The 18,674-nt window shown below is 68.9% G+C and carries 22 protein-coding genes; 10 read left to right on the plus strand and 12 right to left on the minus strand.

Annotation, left to right across the window (positions count from 1 at the left end):
* Positions 1-45 precede the first annotated feature (45 nt).
* From ABIA71_RS14110 to ABIA71_RS14145, 8 genes are all read right to left on the minus strand, one after another.
* A complete protein-coding gene (locus tag ABIA71_RS14110; protein WP_354285944.1) occupies positions 46-222 on the minus strand; it encodes a hypothetical protein in 177 nt (58 codons plus the stop codon).
* Positions 223-242: 20 nt separating this feature from the next.
* The gene (locus ABIA71_RS14115; RefSeq protein ID WP_354285946.1) at positions 243-833 is read right to left on the minus strand and encodes a lipid-binding SYLF domain-containing protein; all 591 of its coding nucleotides are present in this window, start codon (positions 831-833) and stop codon (positions 243-245) included.
* Positions 830-2,293: a DUF1254 domain-containing protein gene (locus ABIA71_RS14120; protein WP_354285948.1), complete on the minus strand. Its 1,464-nt coding sequence runs from the start codon at positions 2,291-2,293 to the stop codon at positions 830-832. Before ABIA71_RS14120 ends, ABIA71_RS14115 begins: the two co-directional genes overlap by 4 nt.
* A gap of 37 nt (positions 2,294-2,330) precedes the next feature.
* The gene (locus tag ABIA71_RS14125; RefSeq protein WP_354285949.1) at positions 2,331-3,143 is read right to left on the minus strand and encodes a hypothetical protein; all 813 of its coding nucleotides are present in this window, start codon (positions 3,141-3,143) and stop codon (positions 2,331-2,333) included.
* Positions 3,140-3,289 carry a hypothetical protein gene (locus ABIA71_RS14130; RefSeq protein WP_354285951.1) on the minus strand — a complete coding sequence of 50 codons (150 nt, stop codon included), beginning with the start codon at positions 3,287-3,289 and terminating at the stop codon, positions 3,140-3,142. The genes ABIA71_RS14125 and ABIA71_RS14130 overlap by 4 nt, the downstream gene beginning before the upstream one ends.
* Positions 3,290-3,747: 458 nt before the next feature.
* Positions 3,748-4,542, minus strand: a complete 795-nt coding sequence (locus ABIA71_RS14135; protein ID WP_354285952.1) for a DUF2092 domain-containing protein — start codon at positions 4,540-4,542, stop codon at positions 3,748-3,750.
* A 141-nt stretch (positions 4,543-4,683) separates the two neighbouring features.
* Positions 4,684-6,600 (minus strand): DUF885 domain-containing protein, encoded by a 1,917-nt coding sequence (locus ABIA71_RS14140; RefSeq protein ID WP_354285954.1) that lies wholly within the window; start codon positions 6,598-6,600, stop codon positions 4,684-4,686.
* A 103-nt stretch (positions 6,601-6,703) separates the two neighbouring features.
* A complete protein-coding gene (locus tag ABIA71_RS14145; RefSeq protein ID WP_354285956.1) occupies positions 6,704-8,491 on the minus strand; it encodes an FAD-binding oxidoreductase in 1,788 nt (595 codons plus the stop codon).
* A gap of 252 nt (positions 8,492-8,743) precedes the next feature.
* On the opposite strand from ABIA71_RS14145, the gene ABIA71_RS14150 reads away from it, so the two are divergent.
* The 8 genes from ABIA71_RS14150 (at position 8,744) to ABIA71_RS14185 (ending at position 13,812) form a co-directional block, all read left to right on the plus strand.
* Positions 8,744-9,073, plus strand: a complete 330-nt coding sequence (locus ABIA71_RS14150; RefSeq protein WP_354285958.1) for a hypothetical protein — start codon at positions 8,744-8,746, stop codon at positions 9,071-9,073.
* Positions 9,074-9,229: 156 nt separating this feature from the next.
* Positions 9,230-9,766, plus strand: a complete 537-nt coding sequence (locus tag ABIA71_RS14155) for a hypothetical protein (RefSeq protein ID WP_354285960.1) — start codon at positions 9,230-9,232, stop codon at positions 9,764-9,766.
* Between the two features lie 130 nt (positions 9,767-9,896).
* Complete coding sequence (gene cueR, locus ABIA71_RS14160) at positions 9,897-10,385, plus strand: Cu(I)-responsive transcriptional regulator (protein ID WP_354286026.1); 489 nt, start codon at positions 9,897-9,899, stop codon at positions 10,383-10,385.
* 91 nt (positions 10,386-10,476) lie between these two features.
* Entirely contained in the window at positions 10,477-10,671 is a 195-nt protein-coding gene (locus tag ABIA71_RS14165) for a heavy-metal-associated domain-containing protein (protein WP_354285962.1), read from the plus strand.
* 87 nt (positions 10,672-10,758) lie between these two features.
* Positions 10,759-11,232 carry a hypothetical protein gene (locus tag ABIA71_RS14170; protein ID WP_354285963.1) on the plus strand — a complete coding sequence of 158 codons (474 nt, stop codon included), beginning with the start codon at positions 10,759-10,761 and terminating at the stop codon, positions 11,230-11,232.
* A 116-nt stretch (positions 11,233-11,348) separates the two neighbouring features.
* Positions 11,349-11,765: a DUF2231 domain-containing protein gene (locus ABIA71_RS14175; protein WP_354285965.1), complete on the plus strand. Its 417-nt coding sequence runs from the start codon at positions 11,349-11,351 to the stop codon at positions 11,763-11,765.
* Positions 11,762-13,075: a PQQ-dependent sugar dehydrogenase gene (locus ABIA71_RS14180; protein WP_354285967.1), complete on the plus strand. Its 1,314-nt coding sequence runs from the start codon at positions 11,762-11,764 to the stop codon at positions 13,073-13,075. The genes ABIA71_RS14175 and ABIA71_RS14180 overlap by 4 nt, the downstream gene beginning before the upstream one ends.
* Before the next feature lie 182 nt (positions 13,076-13,257).
* Positions 13,258-13,812 (plus strand): hypothetical protein, encoded by a 555-nt coding sequence (locus ABIA71_RS14185; protein ID WP_354285969.1) that lies wholly within the window; start codon positions 13,258-13,260, stop codon positions 13,810-13,812.
* Positions 13,813-13,927: 115 nt separating this feature from the next.
* Here ABIA71_RS14185 and ABIA71_RS14190 read toward each other — a convergent pair whose 3' ends face one another.
* The 4 genes from ABIA71_RS14190 to ABIA71_RS14205 form a co-directional block, all read right to left on the minus strand.
* Positions 13,928-14,620 carry a type 1 glutamine amidotransferase domain-containing protein gene (locus tag ABIA71_RS14190; protein ID WP_354285971.1) on the minus strand — a complete coding sequence of 231 codons (693 nt, stop codon included), beginning with the start codon at positions 14,618-14,620 and terminating at the stop codon, positions 13,928-13,930.
* A 106-nt stretch (positions 14,621-14,726) separates the two neighbouring features.
* Complete coding sequence (locus ABIA71_RS14195; protein WP_354285973.1) at positions 14,727-15,332, minus strand: TetR/AcrR family transcriptional regulator; 606 nt, start codon at positions 15,330-15,332, stop codon at positions 14,727-14,729.
* Between the two features lie 33 nt (positions 15,333-15,365).
* Positions 15,366-16,691 (minus strand): acetamidase/formamidase family protein, encoded by a 1,326-nt coding sequence (locus ABIA71_RS14200; protein ID WP_354285975.1) that lies wholly within the window; start codon positions 16,689-16,691, stop codon positions 15,366-15,368.
* A gap of 114 nt (positions 16,692-16,805) precedes the next feature.
* Complete coding sequence (locus tag ABIA71_RS14205; RefSeq protein ID WP_354285977.1) at positions 16,806-17,870, minus strand: SDR family oxidoreductase; 1,065 nt, start codon at positions 17,868-17,870, stop codon at positions 16,806-16,808.
* Positions 17,871-17,956: 86 nt separating this feature from the next.
* Between ABIA71_RS14205 and ABIA71_RS14210 the strand changes: the two genes are divergently transcribed.
* On the plus strand, positions 17,957-18,337 hold the full coding sequence (locus ABIA71_RS14210; protein WP_354285979.1) for a winged helix-turn-helix transcriptional regulator: 381 nt from the start codon (positions 17,957-17,959) through the stop codon (positions 18,335-18,337).
* Positions 18,338-18,383: 46 nt separating this feature from the next.
* On the plus strand, positions 18,384-18,662 hold the full coding sequence (locus tag ABIA71_RS14215) for a hypothetical protein (protein ID WP_128095814.1): 279 nt from the start codon (positions 18,384-18,386) through the stop codon (positions 18,660-18,662).
* Positions 18,663-18,674 lie beyond the last annotated feature (12 nt).

Below are 18,674 nucleotides of genomic sequence, written 5' to 3' on the forward strand. Positions count from 1 at the left end.
CTCTAGCCTTTAGCCTTCAGCCTTCAGCCTTCAGCTAAAAAAACACTACAAAACCTGCACCAGAATCACCCCCAACGCCCCAAACCAGCACACCAGAACGAACCACGTCAGCACCGCATTCGCCCCCAACCCGCGGTGACGCACCACCAGACTCACCACCAGCGCCGCCAGCAACGGCACCGCGAAAAGACTCAAAATCCAGGCCCACGGATGACTATGCATGACGCCACCTTCCTTAAAGATCAGTCCAGCGACTTATCGGGGTAATAGCGCGTCCCCTTCACCGTCAGCTCCGCCGCCAACCCACTCTCCGTCATCTGGTACACCCACACCCCGTCCGACACCTGCACCGCACCCGTCAGCCCACCGCCGGCCTTGTCCACCTTCGCCGCCAACGTCGCCTGACCCCCGATCTCGATCCCGTGCGTAATGAAATCCGCATAGGCCGCCGGCGTCTTGAACACCCACACCAGATCGAACGTCTTCGCACCGAAACCCAGCCCCGCCTGGATCTCCACCATCCGCATGAACGTCTCGCGGCCGCTCGCCGTCTCGATCGCCACCCCATGACCACTCCCACCCCCGGCCACCAGCACCTTCACCCCGAAACTCCGGAACACCGCATATCCCGCCGAGCCTGCAATCGCCTCACGCGCCGACGGCTGCGCCGCATACAGCCGACCCAGCACCTCCGCCGTCGCCGCGCGTGCCTTGTTGCGCGCCTCCTGCGTCGCCGCCGTGGCCGACCCGTCAGCATTGCGAGGGGGAGTGCTGGTGCAAGCCACACACAGCACAAACGCCGCGGCCAGCGCGGCCATAGGAATACGTTTCATGGCAAAGCTCCTGTCATGCGCCGCTGCGGCGCGCGTTCAAGCGGAGGGAACGTCCAGTGGTTGTCGAGCAGCGCCGGCGCAGGCCAGTAGTAGCGCACCGCGGCCACGAACGGACCGCGCGGGATCGGCAGCCAGTTGGCCTGCCTGTCCTTGCCAGGCGCATGGTGCTGCAGGTAAAGCGTGAGCCCGCCGTCGGCGTCGCGCTGCAACCGCGGCAGCATCGACGCGTCCACCTGGTAGCGATGAATCGGATTGCTCACCAACGCCTGCCCCGGCAACGCGTAGACCGTCAGTGACCAGCACCCGTGCACCGGGGGCAGTGCATCCTTGCCGAAGTGCAGCACGTAGTCCTGCGCACTGCCGTCCAGAGGCACGCCATCGGCATCGGTATCGAAGCGGGGCAACAGCGCTTCCTCGCGCGAGGGCGTGCCCAGCCCCGACTGGCTGCCGGTGGCGTGCGCCACGTAGTCGCCGTTGAGCGTCTCGCGGCTGCCGAACAGCGTGTCGCTGCGCCCGGCCAGCGCGGCGCGGCGCTGGTCGATCTCGCGCTGGCCATCGGCCATCCCGCCCTGCAGCGCCTGCAGCGTAGCCCGCGGCAAGGTGGCCACCGCCAGCGGCCGCCCGGGCGCGACGCCGATCTGCGCCAGCCGCGCGCGCAACGCACCTTCGCCGGGGGGCGGGGGCGCGAACTGCAGCAGGAACGCCAACTGCGCGAAGAAGGCCGGCGACGTGCGCATCGCCTCGCTGCCCAGCGGCGCGGGCCAGTCCACCGGCGGCGGTGCGGCCGGTGCCGGTGTGCCGAGGAAACGCGACAGCGGCTGCAGCGCATAGCCGGCCTGGATACGCTGGACCCGCGGCAGATCGGCCGCACCCAGCAGCTGCGTGTAGCCAATCACGCGCGCAAGCGCGGTCTCGATCCGGATCACCTGGCGAATGCCCGCGGGCACCGGGCCCTGCCAGTCAGGACCGGCCACCAGGAAGTGGCCGCCGCTGTTGCCGGTGCTGCGGCTGCCGATGTACGCCACGTTGTAGGCGTACAGGTCCATCACCTGCAGCATCATGTAGCGCTGGGGCTCCACCGCGGGCACGCTGATCACGACCGGCTCGGCGCGCAGGTCCAGTGTCGCGAATGAGGCGGGCATGTCGGCGCCGGGCGCTGTATCGCCCGGCCCGGGCACGCGTGCCAGGTGGCCAAGATGATTGAACGGCCCGGCGTACTGCGCGGTGCCGGTGTCGAGGCTGAGCGCATGCAATGCCTGGTATTGGGCCAGCATCGGCACCCCATAGACGTACGCCTCGCGCGCGATCGCACGAATGTCCGGCGATGCTGGATCGTCGTTGGCACCGGTGCTGCCCGGGCCGGTTGTGCTGGCCTGCAGCGACGCGGCCGGGCGACAGGCCAGCGTGGCCAGCCCGGTGGCACCGAGCGCCACCAGCGTGGCCAGGCGCAGCAGTCGCATGATCGGTGGCTCCTTGGCGCGGTTCGGCGCGTGCGGGCTATTCGGGAAACACGAGGGTGACAATGAGGCGTCCGGTCCAGCGGTTGGCGTACTGCGGCCGGTCCACGTTGTAGAACCCGCCCAGGCCCACGCTCACCGGGGTGTGGCCCAGGTGCATCACCTTGGAGACGGTCGCGCCGAGGGGCACGGTCCAGGCATCGCCGCTGGCCGCTTTCCAGTTGTAGCTGGTCTCCGAGGTAAAGCTGAGCGACCAGCCATTGGGCAGGTTGCGGGTTACGAAGGGCTGCACGCTGGTGCTGCTGACATCCTCCCGATCCCCATCGCCCCCCACCGACCACACGTGGTTGGCCAGCGCACCCACCGTCCACGCACGTGTCTTGTGGACCAGGATGAAGGCCGGCCCGAGCGAATACTTGCCAGTGCCCAGGCTGTCGTGGGAGGCGGTGTCCAGCAGCGCGGCGGCGCCGAAGCCGATCTCGGTGCCGTGCGCCTCGGCGGCGGTTTTGGGGATGTAGTAGCCCTGCACGAACAGGTCGCCGCTGCCGTGCTTGCGCTCGGGAAACTGGTTCCAGCTCAACGGCAGGATCGGCCGCAGGATGAACTTGCCGCTCTCGCCGACGAACGGAATCACCGGCTGGATCTTCAACTGCTGGTTGTGGAAATCGCCGCCGGGGCCTGCCGAGCCCAGGTAGTTGTACTGGAACGGCACCGACACCAGGGCCGCGCCGGGATCGGCCAGCTTGCGGGCGATGTCGTCGGTCGAGCCGCCGCCGGCCGACTGGGCGATCGCCATCGCCGGCCACAGCAGGCCCAGCGCGGTGCCACGGGCAACCGTGCGCAGGTGCCTCATCGCGGCGCGTCCACGACAACGTACTGCACCGTGGTGCCGACATAGCGGGGCTGGTACCACGCGTTGTCGCACTGCTGGTAGCCGATGCCGTTGACGACCACCGTGGTGCAGCTCGGCGGCAGCGTGTAGGCGATGGACCCGATCACCGCCGAGGTGACCGCGACGCCGGCGGTGAACGCGGCGGCATCCCAGAACGGGTGGTCCCAGTACGGCGGCGGAGGCGGGGGCGGATAGGGATGCGGGCCAGGTCCGGGCGGTGGCCCGGGCGGATGCGGGCCTGGCCCTGGGCCGGGCCCGGGTCCAGGTCCCGGATGCGGGCCAGGTCCAGGGCCCGGTCCAGGATGCGGGCCGGGACCCGGTTCGGGCCGTGGCCCGGGCCGTGGACCCGGTTGCGGGGCCGGGCCGGGCGGGTGCGGTGCGAAGCCGCCCCCACCGCCTGGATGCGCCATGCCGCCGCCGCCAAAGCCACCGGCATGGCCAATGGAGGCATGCGCGAACCCGCGCAGGCCGGGCCGCGCCTGCGCCGGTGCCAGCAGCGAGGCGCCGGCCAGAACGAGCAGGGCGGTGCCGATGGCGTTCCGCAGGGAAGTGATCGTGTCCATGCTCAGTTCCCTTCTGCCGGGGTGTCCTGCGCGGCCAGTGCGACCGGCACGAACACGATGCGGGTGGCGCCATCGGGAGCAAACGCCAGCTCACTGGCGCTGACCGGGCGCCGGGTATCCCACTGCAGGGTGGCCTGGTAGCTAGGCAACGCCGGATCGGAGTGACTGGTGATCACCACTTGCCGTGGCAAGGCGCTGGCGTCGGAGATCCACACCTGCCAGTCCACGCCCGGCTGGCGGAACGCGTAGTGCTGCGTGGCCTCGCCATCGATGCGGGCGCTGTCCACGCGCAGTGCGGACTGGAAGCCATCGGTGGGGAAGGCCGGCGTGCCCCACAGGAACAGGTCGGCCAGCGGGAACTCCAGTCCGTAGCGGCTGGCCGACTCGGCCAGCAGCGCCTGGCTGCTGCGGTTGAGGTCGTCCAGGGTGGCGTAGTACTTCAAGCGCGGCGCGAAGATGGTCAGGCGCTTGCCGTCATAGAACAGCTGGCGGTGCTGCTGCTCGCTCTGGATGTCCACGAAGAAGCGGTCCGGTCCGAGGACCTTGTAGTCCACGGTGCCGGCCAGCGCCAGTTTCTGCCCGTCGTCGAGCACGTACTCGGTGCTGGTGGTGGCGTGCATGCGGAAGTGCGGCAGGGCACGCAGCGCCTTGCCCATCCGGTCCAACGCGGCCACCGCGTCGGCGTCGACGGTGCGGGTCGAGGCCGGCACCGGCGCAGGGGTCTGCGCACTGACAGGAAGCGGCAAGGCTGCGGCAAGCGCCAGGGCAAGCAGCAGGGCAGGGCGTGCGTGCGTCATGGGAAGCTCCGGGACGACGGCGAGGGGCCGGGCCGGTCACGCCGACCCTGTCCTCACTGTGCGTACCGCCGCCCTGCCGGACAAGCGGAGTTACACCGTAGCGGCCTAGGTATTTCTACGCAGAACCCGCGCGTGGGCGTCTCAGGGCGTGCGCCGCGGGTCGCCACCGCCCGCGGCGATCCAGCCATCCACTGCCTGCGCCACCACCGTCATCGGCATCGCGCCGTTGCCCAGTACCAGGTCGTGGAACGCGCGGATGTCGAAGCGCGTGCCCAGTTCCCTGCGCGCCCGTTCGCGCAGGGCCAGCAGCTGCAACTGGCCCATCTTGTACGACGACGCCTGGCCAGGCTGGACCAGATAGCGGTTGATCTCCACGCGCACGTCGCTGGGCTTCATGCCGGTCTTTTCCTGCATGTAGGTGGCGGCCTGCTCGGGCGTCCAGCGTTTGCGGTGCAGGCCGGTATCCACCACCAGTCGCACCGAGCGGAACATCTCGGCCTGCAGCCGGCCCAGGTCGCCGGCCGGGTCGTCCTTGTACACGCCGGCCTCGGCCATCAGCTGCTCGGCGTACAGCGCCCAGCCTTCGCTGAAGGCGCTGGGATTGAGGCTGCGGCGCAGTAACGGCAGGTCGGTCAGGGTCTGCCCGATCGAGATCTGGAAGTGATGGCCGGGCGAGCCCTCATGGTAGGTGAGGGTGGGGATGCTCCAGCGCGTGTTGGACTCGATGTCGCCCAGGTTGATGAAGAACGTGCCCGGCCGCGAGCCGTCCATTGCCGGGGGATAGTAGTAGCCGCCGGGCGAGGTCTTCTGCATGTGCGCCGGCACCGGTTGCACCACCAGCTTCTGCGGGGGCAGGTGGCCGAACCAGGTCGGCAGGATCGGGTCGAGGTCACGCAGGCGCTGTTCGATGTCGCCCAGCAGTTCCCTGCGCCCGGCGTCCGTGTCGGCATACAGGTAGCGCGGGTCCTGGCGCAGCTGCTGCACGCGGGCGGCGACGCTGCCTTCGCGCAGGCCCAGCTGCGCCAATCGCGCATCCATCAGCTTCTCCACCCGCGCCACTTCGTCCAGCCCGACCGCGTGGATCGCGTCGGCGTCCAGGTCAGTGCTGGTGTACCAGCGCAACGCGGCATCGTAGTAAGCCTTGCCCTGCGGCAGCGCCCACACGCCCTTGTTGCCCAGGTGGCGCGCCTGCAGGCCCTGCACATCGGCCAGCAGGCGCTGGTAGCCGGGATTGACCGACTGCTGCACCGCGCGCGTGGCCTGCGCTGTCAGCGCTTCGCGTCGTGCGGCGGGAATCGCCGGCACCTTATCCAGTTTGCGTTGCAGCGACGTCACCCACAGGCTGTCGCCGGGCGCGGGTGCCAGCAGCGTGCGGAACTGGTCGGCGGCACCCTGCAGCGCCACGTCCGGCGGCACCACGCCCTGCGCGGCCTGCATGTCCACGTTGGCGCGGACCTGGTCCAGCTTGGGCCCCATCGACTGCAACCGGGCAATGTAGTGCGCCGCGCTGGTCTCATCGGTGACGGCGTGCTGGTTGTCCATGAACTGCGGCAGGTTCACCGGTAGGCTGAACAACTGGTCCACCGCATAGGTGCTGCCCCCCACCGGCAGCCACGCCGCTGACCACGGCACGGCCATCAGGTCGATCTGGGTCTGGTAGAACCAGCGCGCCAGGCCACGGCTCAACTGCTGCTGCGCATCCAGTGGGGCGCCCTGCCACTGCGTGATCGCCGCCAGGTTGTCGGCCAGGAACCGGCGGTTGACCTCGCGCCGCGCGAGCGAGACATCGGTGAGCTGGTCGGACGTGTCGGCCTGGCCGTCGCCACTGATGCCGAGCATCGTACGCAGCTCCGGATCGGCGTTGATCGCTGCCATGGTCTGTGCGTCGAGCAGGCCGTTGAACGACACCGGCATCGGCGGGCCGGCCACCATTGCCGGCGGCATCGGCGCGGCGGCGGTGGCCTGCGCGTGCGTGGACGGCGTGGCGAGCGCAAACGCTGCGCCGATGGCGAGCGACAACAGGGCGGGCAGGGCGGAAGCGGTCGGGTTCGGCAGCACGGGACATCTCCAGTGGCGGGCTGCGCGCAGGCTACGCCAGGTCGGCGCGGGCTGCACGTGCAAGGGGGCACCCGCGCGCCCTCCCGGCGGCGGCCTCGGCGTGTCAGCCGGGGCGCGGCGCGAAGCCGTCCGCGCTCCAGGCCTCGCTGCCCACGCCGTGATGGATCACGAACAGCCCGTCCGGGTCGTAGCGCTGCTTGGTGGCCAGCAGGCGCGGGTAGTGCGGGCCCCAGAACGCCTGCTGCCAATCGGCCTGGAAGTAGTCACACTCGGACACGTACGTGGGGGCCTTGGGCACCAGCACCGACAGGGCCTCGTAGGCACGCCGCACCCGCAGCGCGCCGCGGCGCGCGCCGGGTTCGTCCACGCTGCCGCCACAGCCGGGATAGACCGGGCCGCCGGCATTGCCGATCAACGCCAGGGCGAAGGCGTCCAGCACGGCAGGGTGGGTGGCGGTGTCGGCGCTGGCTGCGATCGCCTCGGCGGGCGCGCCGAAAAGACCCTTGTTGCAGTGCAGGCCCACGTCCATGTGCGCGGCCGCCGCACAGAGCGCCGTTGCGGTGGCCACCACCTGGTCGTCCCCCAACAGCGCCGACGGCATCCACGCCGAGGCGTACCCGTGCAGGAACCAGCCGACCTGCCCCTGGTCGCCTTTCCACAGCATGTGGTGGGCCGGCGCATCGGCACGGGTGTCCTCGGCAATGATCGCCGGCGCGTGCTGGCGGAAGAAGTCCGCGTCCCAGAAGTCGCGCGCCGGCATCGCCAGGGCCTGCAACGGTTCACGCAGGGTGTATCCCGCATCGGCGGCGATCCAGTCCAGCAACGGTTGCCAGGTGGCGGCCGCCGCCTCGCGACTGAGGCCCTGGAACACCATCGAGACCGACAGGGTGCGCTCACCGGCGAAGGTGATCTGCTCGCCCCAGTGGGCGTTGCACAGGCTGTCCCGATAGAAGCGCAGTACCTGGGCCGCCAGCGCACGCCACTGGTCCTCGGTGCTGGCCTGCACCTTGAAGGAGACGCCGCCAAACGTATCGGGCAGGGCGTGGGTCTTCAGGGTCATCCGGGTGACGATGCCGAAGCTGGCGGCACAGCCCCCCTTCAGTGCCCAGAACAGGTCCGGGTCGTTGTCCGCGTTGACCACCCGCACCCGCCCGTCAGCGGTCACCACCTCGGCCTCCAGCAGGCCCGCCGCGGCGCTGCCGAAGGTCTTGGAGAAACTGCCGAAGCCACCGCCGGTGACCAGCCCGGTCACGCCCACCGAGGTGCAGCCACCGCCCTGCACGTAACGCCCCCCGTGGGTGGTTACGGCGGTGTAGGCGTCGATCCACATCGCCCCGGCACCCACGCTCACCGCCGGCTGCGCCGCCGTGCCCGGGCGCGCGCCCTGCGGCACGAAAGCATCGTGCAGCTGCACCTGGTTCATCGCCCGGGTCCAGACCAGCAGCGAGTCGGGCGCGCACGAGGTGCCGTGGTAGCTGTGGCCGCCGCCCTTGACCACCAGCCGCAGCCGATGGGTGCGGGCAAAGCTCACTGCCGCGGCGACGTCGGCGCTGCTGGTGGCGGCCACCATCTGCGCGCTGGGCACCGAACGCCATGCGCCGAAGTAACCGCTGGTCTGGGTCAGGCCCGGTTGGTCCCCGATGTAAAAGGGGTTGTGGATCTGCGCCAGCGCGTCAGCGCGGCTGGCGGCATCGCCCAGGAACGGCGACTGCGGCACCGACAGCCGCCCGCCGACTGCCTGCGACAGCCGGGCCCAGTCGGCACGGGCCGGCCACCCGGCGGTGCCCGGCCGCACCCGGGGGCCGGGCAGGGGCGCGGCGGCCGTCGCTTTCAGGACCAGCGGCAGCAGGGGCAGGGCCAGGCTGGCCTTGAGGCAGGCACGTCGTTTCATCGGAGTATTCCTTGGCGGTGGGCCGGTAGCGATGGCAGCGAGTGTGTGCCCGCTACCGCCCGTCGTCATGGGGCGCGGGACGAAAGGGGGGAGCAAGGGACCAACGGCGGCCGGGTCGGGGCCGGCGGGCCCGGGCAGGGCGTGCGCACGGCGGGACGACGCATTACGCTGGGTGCCAGGCAGCGCCGACAACCGGGCCTGCCTCCCCTGTGCTGGACGGCCACCGGCTGGCCCTTTCGTCGAGGAACGACAATGCGCTGGATACTGTTGGTAATGGGCCTGTTGTGCATGCTGGCCGGTGTCGCGCAGATGGCGTTCGGCGTGTACGCCTTTGACAGTTCCGATCACGGCGGTTCATGGATCAACGTACGCGGCAGCCTGGGCCGCTATTTTGTCGATCACCCCCAGCGCGATCTGGTCGACTACCAGCGTTACGTCGCACTGAAGGTGATGAAGGCGCTGGAGACCAGCGTCGAGGTGCATGTGCTTAGCGGCCTGGTGTTCCTGGCCATGGGCGCGGTGCTGCTGGTGATGTTCTGGTGGTGGGAGCGACGCATTACCCTGCGCGGGGGCGTGGCGTAACGCGCTGGCCCGGAGTAGGGGCCTGCTGATCGGCCGCCGGGCATCTGGCGTATGCTTGCCACCGCGGCGCGGGGATGCGCTGCGCCGTTTCACTGGACGCCCGCCCCCCGCCGCAACTGCGTGGGGTGCTGGCCACTGGCCGCCCGTGGAGTTTCGATGGTCTTTGCCCTGTGTGTCTTGCTGCTGATCGACCTGGTGCTGCAGTTCTTCTGGAACGCCCGCTATTTCAGCTGGGGCATCCGCATTTTCAACCAACGCATCGCTGCCCCGGCCGACTGGCGCACCCGACTGTCACTGGGCAGCCTGGAACACGATGTGCCGCGCGGAACGTACCTCCACCTGGTGTTCCGCCAGCTGCCCGACGGCAGCTATGCCTTCCGCGAGAGCTTCGCCCAACGCTTCTACCCGATCATGCGCGGTCGGGTGGTCGCCGACCCCAGGCGGCGCGAGGTGAGGGTGGAAGGGCGCTTCAACTGGTCGGCCCTGGGCATGTCGCTGTCGATCATTCCGGTGGTCCTGGTGCGGCCGGCGGCGGCACCGATGCTGTTGATGCTGCCGTTCTTCCTGGTCTGCTATCTGGTCCAGAAGAAGATGTTCGGCGCCGTGGCCACGGTGATCGAGCAGCAGCTGCGCGGGGTCCCGTCGGCCGACGCGATCCTGCGTGAACGGTTGCAGGCCGGCCAAACGCCCTAGGCTTGACCTTCCCACGGTGGGAATCCCCAGACTGGGGGTACCGTGTGACGCCTCACCTCCACGCCGGCATCGGCGCGACGATGGGCACAGCGGTGCGGCGTGGCAGCAGGTTTCCCAGGAGCAGAACATGTTGAATATTGGTCAGGCGGCCGCCTTTTCCGGCGTGTCGGCGAAGATGATCCGGTACTACGAACAGATCGGCCTGATTCCGCAGGCCGAACGCAGCGCCGCGGGCTACCGGACCTACAGTACGCAGGATGCGCACAGCCTGCGCTTCATCCGGCGCGCGCGCGACCTCGGATTTCCGGTTGAACAGATCGCCGAGCTGCTGACCTTGTGGAACGACCGCGGCCGGGCCAGTGCGGACGTCAAGGCCGTGGCATTGGCGCACGTGGCGGGCCTGCGCACCCGGATTGCCGAACTGGAGGCGATGGCGCAGACCCTGGAACATCTGGCCGAGCACTGCCACGGCAACGATCGCCCGGATTGCCCGATCATCGCCGACCTCGCCGAGCAGACCGACGCCGCTGCCACCGTGCCGGACACGGTGGCACCGCACCGGGCACCGCGTTTCGGCACCGATGGTCCGCTGGCATCGCGACGTCGCGCGGCAAAGTGAACCGTGCCTTGCCGCGTGCACGGCAGCGCTTGACCTTGCCATGCTGTCAAGCCGGACAGTAAGCGGACACTTTCCCCACGAGGCGTCCTGCATGTTCCGTTTCACTGTTCCCACCATGACCTGCGGCGGCTGTGCCCGTTCCGTGACCAAGGCACTGACGGAGGTAGATCCCAACGCGCGCATCGAGACCGACCCGACGGCGCGCGCGGTGCGGGTGGACAGCACCCTGGGCGAAGGGGTGTTCGTGGCGGCCCTGGCCGAAGCAGGTTTCCCGGCCGCACGCTGAGCCGGGCATGCGAGGTAGGCATTTGCGGCAGCGCTTGGCTAGGATAGGCGGTCCACTCCCACGCTTCATGCCAAGGACGCCACTGCCATGCGTGCTACCGACGACAACACCGAACGCCGTGCCCAGCTCACCGCGGCGATGCAGGCAGCGGGATGCACCGCGCCGCGCGACTGGGTGAGCAGCGAGCTTTCCGAGAACATCGCGCAGTTCGCCCGGTTCCGCGTGCTGCACGACGTGCACGTATTGGCCGACGACGTGGAGCACGTCCTGTCCGACGCCATCGACGAGCAGCCCGAACTGGAGGGTACCCTGCAGACGCTGCGAGCCGCGGTGGACCCGACGGCACTGCATGCGCTGCTGCGCGCGTATGCCAAGGCGCTGGGCAATCACTTCGTGATGGTGCTCGATGAGGGCGGCATGAGCGACGACCCGCGCCTGCCCGGCTGGCAACTGATGGAAACCGGGCCCGACGGGCCAACCGGGCGGCGGGTTGACGGGCTGCACGAGGACTACCTGGATTTCGAGGATTCCTACCAGCCCCTGGCCGACGCCCGCACCTGATCCCTTCGGCGCGGCACCCGCGATCCGCGCCGCGCGGTCCCCGTGCATCACATGGCGTATCACCGTGGGCTGGCAGCATCGGTGGAGTCCGGACATTCGTCCACCTGGAGACCGCCGTGAACTCGACTGCCTCGCTGGCCCGCCCATGGGCCCTCCATCCTTTCCATGCCGCGGTGCTCGGCGGCGTGCTGCCGTTGTTCCTGGGCGCGCTGCTGTCCGATTACGCTTACTGGAGCAGTTACGAGATCCAGTGGAGCAACTTCGCGGCCTGGCTGCTGGTGGGCGCCATGGTGATCACCACCCTCGCGCTGCTGTGCGCGCTGGTCGGCCTGGCCCGCGGCAGCCGTGCGCGCGCCTACACCGGACTGCTGGTGCTTACGTGGGCGGTGGGTTTCTTCAACTCGCTGCATCACGCCCGTGATGCCTGGGCGATCATGCCGGTGGCATTGGTGTTGTCGGTGATCGTCACGGTACTGGCCCTGCTGGCCACCTGGGTCGGGTTCTCCAGCCTGCGCGTGGGAGGTGCACGATGAAGCGTCAACCCACCGCCATGCTCACCGTATCGGTGCTGACCCTCGCGCTGGCCGCGTGCAGCAACAAGGCGCCCGAGCTTGAACAGTACGGCGCCACCCCGGAACTGCCCGCGCCCAATCGCACGCTGATGCCGGACATGACCATCGCCAAGCCGGCCAGCTGGGGCGATCGCACGCCGACGGTGCCAGCGGGCTACCGCATTTCGGCCATCGCCACCGCGCTGGCCATTCCGCGACAGACGCTGGTGCTGCCCAATGGCGACATCCTGGTGGCCGAAGGTCGTGGCGGCAGCGCCCCGAACCTGAAACCCAAGGACGTGATTGCCGGCAGGATCAAGTCCAAGGGCAATACCGCCGTGAAGAGCGGCAACCGCCTTACCCTGCTGCGCGATGCCGATGGCGACGGCGTGTACGAACTCAAGACCGTGTTTGCCGACCACCTCAATGCGCCGTACGGCCTGGCGTTGATCGGCGACGCGCTGTATGTGGCCAACCAGGACGCGCTGGTGCGCTTTGCCTACCAGCCGGGCCAGACCAAGGCCAGTGGCGCACCGAGCAAGGTCACCGACCTGCCGGCGGCGATCAACCACCACTGGACCAAATCGCTGGCGGCCAGTGCCGACGGGCGCCACCTGTACGTGGGTATCGGCTCCAACAGCAACATCACCGAACGTGGCATGGCCGTGGAGATCGACCGGGCACAGGTATGGCAGGTGGATGCACAGACCGGCGCGCACAAGGTGTACGCCACGGGCCTGCGCAATCCCACCGCGCTGACCGTGCAGCCGGGTACGGGCGTGCTGTGGGCGGTGGTCAACGAACGCGATGAGATCGGCCCGAACCTGGTGCCGGACTACCTCACCTCGGTGCGCGAAGGCGCGTTCTACGGCTGGCCCTACAGCTACTGGGGCAAGAACGTGGATGTGCGGGTGATGCCGCAGAACCCGCAGAAGGTGGCCACGGCCATCGCCCCGGATTATGCGCTGGGCTCGCACGTGGCCGCGCTGGGCGTGACGTTCTCGTCGGCGGCGATGGGGCCTGCGTTTGCCGACGGTGTGTTCGTCGGTGAGCATGGCAGCTGGAACCGCAATCCGCCGGTCGGTTACAAGGTGGTGTTCGTGCCGTTCCGTGACGGACGCCCGGCCGGTGCGCCGATCGATTTCGCCAGTGGTTTCCGCGGCGATGACGGCCGCACCCGCGGCCGTCCGGTCGGGGTGTCGCTGGATCCACGCGGCGCGGTGATCGTGGCCGATGACCTGGCCAATACGATCTGGCGCATCACTCCGGTGGCAGCGCCCGCTGGCGGTTGATGCGGATGGAAGGGCACGGCGCGCGCATCGCATCAATCGTGGCGGCCTTGCATGGGCGACCCGACGGGTAGGTACCCGTCGGGTCGCCGTTGGTCACGATGCCGCCCGGCACATGGCCGGGAAAGCGCACGCTCCCTAAGCTGTCGTCACTGGACCCTGGATCTCGATCAAAGGATGTGAGGATGGCGATTCCGCACTCGCGCTGGATACTGCCCGGCGCTGTGATCGCCGGCATGGCGGCCGCGTTGATTCATCTGGGCTGGGAGTACAGCCACGGCGGCATCCAGCGCCACCACCTGCTCAATGACGCGAGCCTGCCCGCCATCTCCAACGCATGGGGATTGTTGGTGCTGCCGTTGCTCGGCGTACTGGCGGGATGGGAGGTGACCCGGCGCACCCGCACGCACGCACGCGCCTCGTGGCCTGCGGTTGCCGGCTTCGTGGGCGCGCTCGCCGCTGGCATCGCACTCTCGGTGGCGTTTGTGACCCATGGCGAACCCGCTGCAACCCAGGTGATGCTGGGGGTGTTGGTCGCCAGTGTGCTGTTTCCTGCGTACCGCGCGGAGTACCTGTTCGGCTTCGTCATCGGCATGACGCCCGTGTTCGGTTCGATCCTGCCCACGCTGGTGGCATGCGTGCCAATGCTGATCTCGACAGTGAGTCGGCTGGTGCTGTGGCGCCTTGTGCAGTACACGCTGCGTCGCTCCACTGCCGCGGTCGCCGTGCGGCGCGGGTGAGCCAACGCAGGTGCCGCGCCGCCGCGTAGGAGCGCCGGTGCCCATGGATGGCATGGGCGCTGGAATGGCGTGAGGCCGGCGCGTCATCGCGCGCCGGCCTCGATGCGGTCAGGCCTCAGGCGTTGCCCGACGCACCCAGGTGCTTCACCAGCACGGCGGCCGTTTCTGCCGACGATGCCGGGTTCTGCCCGGTGATCAGCAGGCCATCGCTGACCACGTACGAGCCCCAGTCGGGCCCCTTGGAGTACTGCCCGCCGGCCGCCTGCAGCATGTCTTCAACCAGGAACGGCACCACGTCGGTGAGCCCGACGCCGGCTTCCTCACTGTTGGTGAAACCGGTGACCTTCCTGCCCGCCACGAGCGGCGAACCGTCGGCGGCCTTGACGTCGCGCAGCACGCCCGGGGCATGGCAGACCAGCGCGACCGGCTTGTTGGCGGCGATGAACGATTCGATCAGTGCGATCGAGTGGCGGTCGTTGGCCAGGTCCCACAGCGGGCCGTGGCCGCCGGGATAGAACACGGCGTCGAAGTCGCTCTGGTTGACGCTGTCCAGGCGCACGGTGGTGGCCAGCTGCGCGGTGGCGGCCGGGTCGGCCTCGAAGCGACGGGTGAGGTCGGTCTGGAAGTCGGGCTCGTTGCTCTTGGGGTCCAGCGGCGGCTGGCCGCCCTTGGGCGAGGCCAGCACGATCTGGGCGCCGGCATCGGTGAAGGCGTAGTAGGGCGCGGCGAGCTCTTCCAGCCAGAAGCCGGTGGTGCGGCCGGTGTCGCCCAGCTGGTCGTGGGAGGTGAGAACGATGAGGATCTTCATGCGGTGGCTCCGGGTGGGTGGGACGGGGTGAGTAGACCAGTCGGCTACGATGTGGGCGAATGAAAAGGCACATCGTCATGACGTGCCTCCGGGGTGTTCCGGCCGGTCAGGCCGAAGGGTGAAGGGCTTGCCGGGTCGCGCTCAGCGCCGTATCGAAGGGCTGCAGGGTACGGGTGATTTTGACCATGATGCTGGCGCCCAGCCACAGCTGGTACAGGCTCTGGGCCACCGTAGTGGGATCGCCGTGGACGCGGAGTGAGCCGTCGGCGACGCCGGCCTCGATCGCCCGTGCCAGGCGTTCGACGATGCCGGCCGTACCGCGCTGCAGCGCGGCACGCATGCTGGCCGACAGGTCGGCCACTTCGGCGCCGAGTTTCACCGCCAGGCACTTGCCCTGGCAGTCCTCGAACGACTGGGCGTCCCGCCAGGCGCGGAAGTACGCATCCAGCTGCTGCGCCTTGCTCAGGCCGGGCTGGCGGAAGGTGGCGTCCATCTCGGCCAGGTAGGCGGCGAAGTAGTCCTCCAGCAGGGCCTCGCCGAACGCTTCCTTGGAGCCGAAGTAGTGGTAGAACGATCCCTTGGGCACACCGGCGGCGGTGAGGACCTCATTCAGGCCGACCGCTGAAAAGCCCTTTCCGCCCATGATCCGCTGGCCGGTGGCCAGGATCCTGTCGCGGACATCGAGGGGTTCAGGGGCGGTCGCAGTGCTCATGGGGTGCACTGTACATCCGATTAGACCGGTCGTCTAGTCCGGCGGTGTCGCACCCGGAGCGGGCAGGGTGCGCAGCACGGCTTTGTCCAGTTTCGCGGCGACACCCACGCTGCGCCCGGCCAGGTTGGCGACGTGGTACTGCACCGCCACGCCCAGCACCTGGGTCGCTTCGGACAGGCTCAGCCCGTAGCCCTGGCGCAGCCACTGCAGCATGCCGGAGGTGGCCACGCGCAGCGCGTCGTCGCTGGAGCCGGCCTGGCCGAGGGTCATGATCTGGGTCGGCGACTCGACACGGGGCGTGGCGATCGACTGCCGCTTCACCAGCGCCACCCGCACCTCGACGTCCAGCGAAGTCTCCAGCGCCCACTGGGTGGTTTCGCCATCGCCCTGCAGGGCATGGCCATCGCCGAGATACAGCAGCGCACCGGGTTGCTGCACGGGCAAGTACACAGTGTTGCCTTCGACCACCGCGTTGAAATCCATGTTGCCGCCGAAGTCGGCGGTGTCGCCGGTGGAGAACGGCGGGTAGCCGAAGCCGGGGGCTACTGCCAGCCCGCCGAGCATCGGTTTCACCGGCACCTCGAACTGCCTCAGCGCGCCGCTGGCATCCTTCGGCCGCGCCATGCCGCGTACCCGGTCCAGCTCCCAGCGCACCGGCTTGCCCAGCCCGGTGGTTTCGGCGGCTATCCGTGGCGTCTTCAGCCGGCCGACCACGCCGTCCAGGCTGTCGGCGTAGTCGCGGTTGAGTTTGAGCGAGGTGAGGGTGATGGCCAGGGTGTCGCCGGGTTCGGCGCCGACCACGAAGAACGGCCCCACCTGCGGGTTGCCGAACAGGGCACGGGTGACGCCGTGCTCGTCCACGCCGCCGGAATCGAGGGTCTTGGTCCGCACCCAATCGCCGGGGTGGATGACCAGCACCGGGGCACGGTCGGCGCTGAAGGTATTGGCGTAGTCGACCGGGGTGAACACGTGCCGTTGCGCGGACGTGCCGGTGCGCGCGGGCACCCGCCAGGCACTGAACGCGTGCTGGGCACGCACCGCGCGATTGTTGGTGTCCGGCTGGTCACTCTGGCCCTGCATGCGTGCATCGTCGATGCGGCCGTTGAAGTGGTAGACCTGCCCGTCACTGCCGGTGGCGGTGAAGCGCACGTCGCGGTCGCGCAGCGTGCCACTGACGCGGTCGCCGTCGAGGGTGCCGGTGAGCTGCGTTCCCTGCACGTCCAGCTGCAGCGTCTGGTAATTCGTGTTGCCCCACAGATCGGTCGCCACGATCCACTGGTCTGCCGCAACCGCATTGAGCGGCAGCGCCGCGAGCAACAACGAAGACACTTTCCAGGGCAGGGTCACGGTGTGCGGCATCACGAAGGGCCCGGCGGGCGGATGCCGCAGCCTAGCGGGTCGCCGCCACACGCCCACAGTGTCGAAGGTAACCCGGGCCCGGCACGCCGCGTTGCATGCGCGTGCCGCCCTTGCTCAGGGGATCAACCGCCGTTCGCGCAGCTGCGCGAACAGCGCGAAGAACGCATCGTCGCTGGGCTGGTAGTCCAGGAAGCCCAGCCGGCGGCTCCTGGACATGTCGGTGATCACCTCCAGCGGGCGCCCCAGGTCGGCATCGGTATGCCACGGTGAAATCAGCCGCTGGATATCGGGCTCGACCAGGCCGTGTTCTGCGGCCAGCGCCGACCACGCGGCGGCATCGTTGGCCATCTGCTGCTCCAGCGGCCGCACATCGCCGGTAAATGGTGCGGGATCGAGATCGAACCACGCCGCGATGCGTGCCCACATCCAGCGCCAGCGGAACACATCGCCGTTGACCACGTTGAACGCCTGGTTGAAGGCGGCCGGGGTCTGCGTGGCCCAGAGCAGGTGCCTTGCCAGCAGGCCGGCATCGGTCATGTCGGTCAGGCCGTCCCATTGTGCCGGCGACCCCGGGAAGTAGAACGGACGTCCACTGCGCTTGCACAGCGAGGCGTACACCGCCAGGGTCGTGCCCATGTTCATGGCATTGCCGACCGCCGCACCGATCACCGTATGTGGGCGGTGCACGCTCCAGTGGAAGCCATCGCGCGCGGCGGCGGCGAACACTTCGTCTTCCTGCGCGTAATAGAAATTGTCCACCTCCAGGCGCGGCTGCTCCTCGCGGAACGGGGTCTGCGGCAGCGCACCCTGCGCGTAGGCCTCGAACGGTCCCAGGTAGTGCTTCAGGCCGGTCACCAGCGCCACGTGCCGGACCGAAGCGGCCGGACGCAGTGCATCGAGCAGGTGCCGCACCATCGCAGCGTTGACCCGGATGTTCTCCGCTTCATTGGCCTGCCGCGACCAGGTGGTGATGAACACGTGGGTGGGCGCCAGCCCCGCCAGTGCGTCACGCGTGGCCTGCGCGTCGCGCAGATCGGCCGCCACCGCGCCGACACCCGGGGGCAGGGTGCCGGGCGCTCGGGCCAGGCCGTGCACCTCCCAGCCGGCACTCTGCAGTGCCCGTATCAATGCGCTGCCGACGATGCCGGTTGCGCCCACGACGAGTGCCTTGTTGTTCATGCTGCCGCCTTTCCATCCACTATCAGGCGCACACAGTAGGATAGGTGCGCACGCCTCGAAAGAAGGCACCAAATGGTAACCAGGCAATGAAAACCGGCAGCGAGGAAGATCAATGGCGTGAAGACTGCGCCCCGCGGCGGGTGCTGGAGCTGTTCAGCACCAAGTGGACCTCGATGGTGCTGCACACGCTGGCGGTGCGCCACGACGGCACCGCGCGCAGCAATGCGCTGCACCGCAGCCTGCCGGACATCTCCAAAAAAATGTTCAGCCAGACCCTGCGCCAGATGGAGGCCGCCGGGCTTGTGCTGCGTACCGAATATCCCACCGTGCCGCCGTCGGTGGACTACGCGCTGACCCCGCTGGGCCTGCAGCTGGTGGAGCCGATTGAGCTGATCTACGACTGGGCGCGGCGCAACGCCGGGGCGCTGGATGCGCTGCAGCCGCGAGCGACGTCGCGGCGGCGCTGAGGTATATTCCCCACCCCCCACGTTGCGCCAGACCCGGAACCTCCCGATGAGCACGAACAAAAAGCAGTACTTCAAGCATTGGGCAGAGTCCGATCTCGGCCAGGGCAACGTCTACATCGAGGCCGTGGGCGATGTGATCGTGCGCCAGGTCGAGGTGTACCGCAGCGTGACCACCTGGGCCGACAAGCACGGCCAGAGCGACGAACGCTTCCTGTTGGCCGACCAGCCGCTGTCGTGGTTCGACCTGGATTCGGACGACGGCATCACCGCCACCGAATTCGAAGCGGCGTGGAAGAAGGCCAAGGCCGCCACCGGCGGTCTCTGAGCCTGTGCCGGG

This window comes from Stenotrophomonas sp. 2619 (assembly GCF_040548725.1).
GTDB lineage: Bacteria > Pseudomonadota > Gammaproteobacteria > Xanthomonadales > Xanthomonadaceae > Stenotrophomonas > Stenotrophomonas maltophilia_AP.

What these genes read in the sequence shown, in the direction of transcription:
- ABIA71_RS14185 (WP_354285969.1), top strand. Translation starts at nt 13,258, where the DNA reads ATGGCGATTCCGCACTCGCGCTGGATACTGCCCGGCGCTGTGATCGCC.
- ABIA71_RS14210 (WP_354285979.1), top strand. Translation starts at nt 17,957, where the DNA reads ATGAAAACCGGCAGCGAGGAAGATCAATGGCGTGAAGACTGCGCCCCG.
- ABIA71_RS14145 (WP_354285956.1), bottom strand. Translation starts at nt 8,491, where the DNA reads ATGAAACGACGTGCCTGCCTCAAGGCCAGCCTGGCCCTGCCCCTGCTG.
- ABIA71_RS14205 (WP_354285977.1), bottom strand. Translation starts at nt 17,870, where the DNA reads ATGAACAACAAGGCACTCGTCGTGGGCGCAACCGGCATCGTCGGCAGC.
- ABIA71_RS14120 (WP_354285948.1), bottom strand. Translation starts at nt 2,293, where the DNA reads ATGCGACTGCTGCGCCTGGCCACGCTGGTGGCGCTCGGTGCCACCGGG.
- ABIA71_RS14200 (WP_354285975.1), bottom strand. Translation starts at nt 16,691, where the DNA reads ATGCCGCACACCGTGACCCTGCCCTGGAAAGTGTCTTCGTTGTTGCTC.
- ABIA71_RS14170 (WP_354285963.1), top strand. Translation starts at nt 10,759, where the DNA reads ATGCGTGCTACCGACGACAACACCGAACGCCGTGCCCAGCTCACCGCG.
- ABIA71_RS14165 (WP_354285962.1), top strand. Translation starts at nt 10,477, where the DNA reads ATGTTCCGTTTCACTGTTCCCACCATGACCTGCGGCGGCTGTGCCCGT.
- ABIA71_RS14110 (WP_354285944.1), bottom strand. Translation starts at nt 222, where the DNA reads ATGCATAGTCATCCGTGGGCCTGGATTTTGAGTCTTTTCGCGGTGCCG.
- ABIA71_RS14155 (WP_354285960.1), top strand. Translation starts at nt 9,230, where the DNA reads ATGGTCTTTGCCCTGTGTGTCTTGCTGCTGATCGACCTGGTGCTGCAG.
- ABIA71_RS14150 (WP_354285958.1), top strand. Translation starts at nt 8,744, where the DNA reads ATGCGCTGGATACTGTTGGTAATGGGCCTGTTGTGCATGCTGGCCGGT.
- ABIA71_RS14180 (WP_354285967.1), top strand. Translation starts at nt 11,762, where the DNA reads ATGAAGCGTCAACCCACCGCCATGCTCACCGTATCGGTGCTGACCCTC.
- ABIA71_RS14190 (WP_354285971.1), bottom strand. Translation starts at nt 14,620, where the DNA reads ATGAAGATCCTCATCGTTCTCACCTCCCACGACCAGCTGGGCGACACC.
- ABIA71_RS14195 (WP_354285973.1), bottom strand. Translation starts at nt 15,332, where the DNA reads ATGAGCACTGCGACCGCCCCTGAACCCCTCGATGTCCGCGACAGGATC.
- ABIA71_RS14115 (WP_354285946.1), bottom strand. Translation starts at nt 833, where the DNA reads ATGAAACGTATTCCTATGGCCGCGCTGGCCGCGGCGTTTGTGCTGTGT.
- ABIA71_RS14215 (WP_128095814.1), top strand. Translation starts at nt 18,384, where the DNA reads ATGAGCACGAACAAAAAGCAGTACTTCAAGCATTGGGCAGAGTCCGAT.
- ABIA71_RS14135 (WP_354285952.1), bottom strand. Translation starts at nt 4,542, where the DNA reads ATGACGCACGCACGCCCTGCCCTGCTGCTTGCCCTGGCGCTTGCCGCA.
- ABIA71_RS14125 (WP_354285949.1), bottom strand. Translation starts at nt 3,143, where the DNA reads ATGAGGCACCTGCGCACGGTTGCCCGTGGCACCGCGCTGGGCCTGCTG.